Raw genomic sequence first — 2611 nt, forward strand, 5'->3', positions numbered from 1 at the left:
TGCCGACCATGCCGAGCACACCGATGGAAAGAATAAGCATGGCGATCAAGGCCTCGATCAGGCCTGCACCTCGCTGGCGACTCATGGACATGCGCTGACTCCTCCGTATTTTTTGACACTTACCCGGCCTGCTGAAGTGATGCAAATAGAGCGGTAGTGAGGACTGGTGTTGCTTTCGAGGATGTATGAAAGCGAGAAGTTGGACTGGGCAATGGATGCAAGCCCTCGAGAATCGAACGTTAGGCGCTTCAAAGAAGCACTATCTGACAGGTCAAAGCTGTCGACGCCAGGCTGGCGCACTGAAATCAGTGTCGAGCCGACCGTTGTCGGGTCGTTTTGTGTGGCGCTGCAACTGGGATTGGAAAAAACTATCCAGCCGGCTTGCCAGTTGCTCCCCGCCGTTGCGCATGTGGGGGTGCCCCCGGTAAGGGCATTGGAGGTATTGCTCGACATGCAGATGGTGACGCAATTGTTTCTGCTGATCGCTTCAATCCTCGCACGCGAGACGTCATTGGAAAATTCAGCCGTAATGGCGCCTGCCTGGTTTCGAACCATGAACTCCCTCAAATTAGGCAGTCCTATGGCCAAAATCATGGCTAAAACAGCAACTGTCACCATGATTTCGATGATGGTGAAGCCTGCGTCGCAAGCGCGCGGAGCCGCTTTGGTGGGGCGGCGTAAGGTTGTTGAGCACACGGTCATTCGCATGTCGTGAGTATAGGAACCGCCGTTGACGGGCGAGGCTCCGGCTGTCGGGCTCCGACTACCATTAATCTGGTGGCGGGTAGGGTTTTTGCCGTACCCGGAGCGATTTCTACCGCCTGACCTCGTCCACCAGGGTCTTGAATTCGTCAATATCCTCGAAGCTGCGGTAAACGCTCGCAAAGCGGACATAGGCCACCTTGTCGAGCTTGCGGAGCTCACGCATGACGAGCTCGCCGATGCGGTTGGACGGCACTTCCCGCAGCCCCAGGCTCAGGAGCTTTTCCTCGATGCGTTCAACCGCCGAGTCGACCTGCTCGGTGCTGACGGGCCGCTTGCGCAGCGCSAGGTTCAGGGACGCCAGGACTTTGCTGCGCTTGTACTCGATGCGCCTGCCGTCCTTCTTGACGATGGACGGGAAGGTGACATCGGGCCGCTCATAGGTTGTGAAGCGCTTTTCACAYGCGCCGCACTGGCGGCGGCGGCGTATGAAYTCGGCRTCTTCGCCCACGCGCGTCTCCACGACCTGGGTTTCAAGGTGGCCGCAAAAAGGGCATTTCATGAGAGGTAGCCCGAATCTGAAGGTGTAAATCGGCCTCTAGCCCAATCAGGACATGCGCGGGCAGCTATCAAAATCATAGTGTCCGCACTGTCCGTCATGATCAGCGGTAGACCGGGAAGCGGCTGGTCAGGGCGTGGACCTTGGCACGGACCGCTTCGATGTTGGCCGCGTCGCGCGGGTTGTCGAGCACGTCGGCGATCAGGTTGGCCGTGGCGCGGGCTTCTTCGTCCTTGAAGCCGCGGGTCGTCATGGCCGGGGTGCCGATGCGCACGCCGCTGGTGACCATCGGTTTTTCGGGGTCGTTCGGGATGGCGTTCTTGTTGATCGTCATGTGGGCGCTGCCCAGCACGGCTTCGGCTTCCTTGCCGGTGATGCCCTTGGCGCGCAGGTCGACCAGCATGACGTGGCTCTCGGTGCGGCCGCTGACGATGCGCAGGCCGCGCTGGGTCAGGGTGTCGGCCACGATCTGCGCGTTCTTCACGACCTGCTGCTGGTAAGCCTTGAACTCGGGCGCCATGGCTTCCTTGAAGGCCACGGCCTTGGCGGCAATCACATGCATCAGCGGGCCGCCCTGCAGGCCGGGGAAGATGGCGCTGTTGATGGCTTTTTCGTGTTCGGCCTTCATCAGGATGATGCCGCCACGCGGGCCGCGCAGGCTCTTGTGTGTGGTCGACGTGACGATGTCGGCGTGCGGCACCGGGTTGGGGTACACGCCCGCAGCCACCAGGCCGGCGTAGTGGGCGATGTCGACCATGAAGATCGCGCCAACGGCCTTGGCCACCTTGGCGAAACGCTCGAAATCGATGCGCAGGCTGTAGGCCGAGGCGCCGGCGATGATCAGCTTGGGTTTGGCCTCGTGGGCCTTGCGCTCCATCGCGTCGTAGTCAATCTCTTCCTTGTCATTGAGGCCGTAGGAGACGACGTTGAACCACTTGCCGCTCATATTCAGGGCCATGCCGTGCGTCAGGTGGCCGCCTTCGGCCAGGCTCATGCCCATGATGGTGTCGCCGGGCTTGAGGAAAGCCAGGAACACGGCCTCGTTGGCCGATGCGCCGCAATGCGGCTGCACGTTGGCGGCCTCGGCACCGAAGATGGTTTTGATGCGGTCGATGGCGAGCTGCTCGGCCACGTCGACGTGTTCGCAGCCGCCGTAGTAGCGGCGGCCGGGGTAGCCTTCAGCGTATTTGTTGGTGAGCTGCGAGCCCTGCGCGGCCATGACGGCGGGCGAGGCGTAGTTTTCGCTGGCAATCAGCTCGATGTGGTGTTCTTGCCGGGCATTTTCAGCCTGGATGGCGGCGAAGATTTCAGGGTCGGTTTGTTCAACCAGGATGTTGCGGTGGTACATGG

General features: G+C 60.9%; 4 protein-coding genes. All 4 read right to left on the minus strand.

Going from position 1 to position 2611, the window contains the following annotated elements; translation table 11 throughout:
• Positions 1–91, minus strand: a 91-nt coding sequence (locus tag AC1D1P_RS20465) for a prepilin-type N-terminal cleavage/methylation domain-containing protein (RefSeq protein ID WP_477674225.1), incomplete at its 3' end; no start/stop codon positions are given.
• Positions 82–894 (minus strand): GspH/FimT family pseudopilin, encoded by an 813-nt coding sequence (locus AC1D1P_RS20470; protein ID WP_477674223.1) that lies wholly within the window; start codon positions 892–894, stop codon positions 82–84. The genes AC1D1P_RS20470 and AC1D1P_RS20465, both read right to left, overlap by 10 nt.
• Positions 815–1264: a transcriptional regulator NrdR gene (gene nrdR, locus AC1D1P_RS20475; protein ID WP_457280253.1), complete on the minus strand. Its 450-nt coding sequence runs from the start codon at positions 1262–1264 to the stop codon at positions 815–817. The genes AC1D1P_RS20470 and nrdR overlap by 80 nt, the downstream gene beginning before the upstream one ends.
• Positions 1265–1364: 100 nt before the next feature.
• A complete protein-coding gene (gene glyA, locus AC1D1P_RS20480) occupies positions 1365–2609 on the minus strand; it encodes a serine hydroxymethyltransferase (protein WP_477674224.1) in 1245 nt (414 codons plus the stop codon).
• Between the last annotated feature and the right edge of the window lie 2 nt (positions 2610–2611).

The organism is Polaromonas sp. P1_E1_2, assembly GCF_056406035.1.

Coding starts and splice junctions, on each gene's coding strand:
- AC1D1P_RS20470 (WP_477674223.1), bottom strand. CDS start 894: ATGTCCGCTTTGCGAGCGTTTACCGCAGCTTCGAGGATATTGACGAAT.
- glyA (WP_477674224.1), bottom strand. CDS start 2,609: ATGTACCACCGCAACATCCTGGTTGAACAAACCGACCCTGAAATCTTC.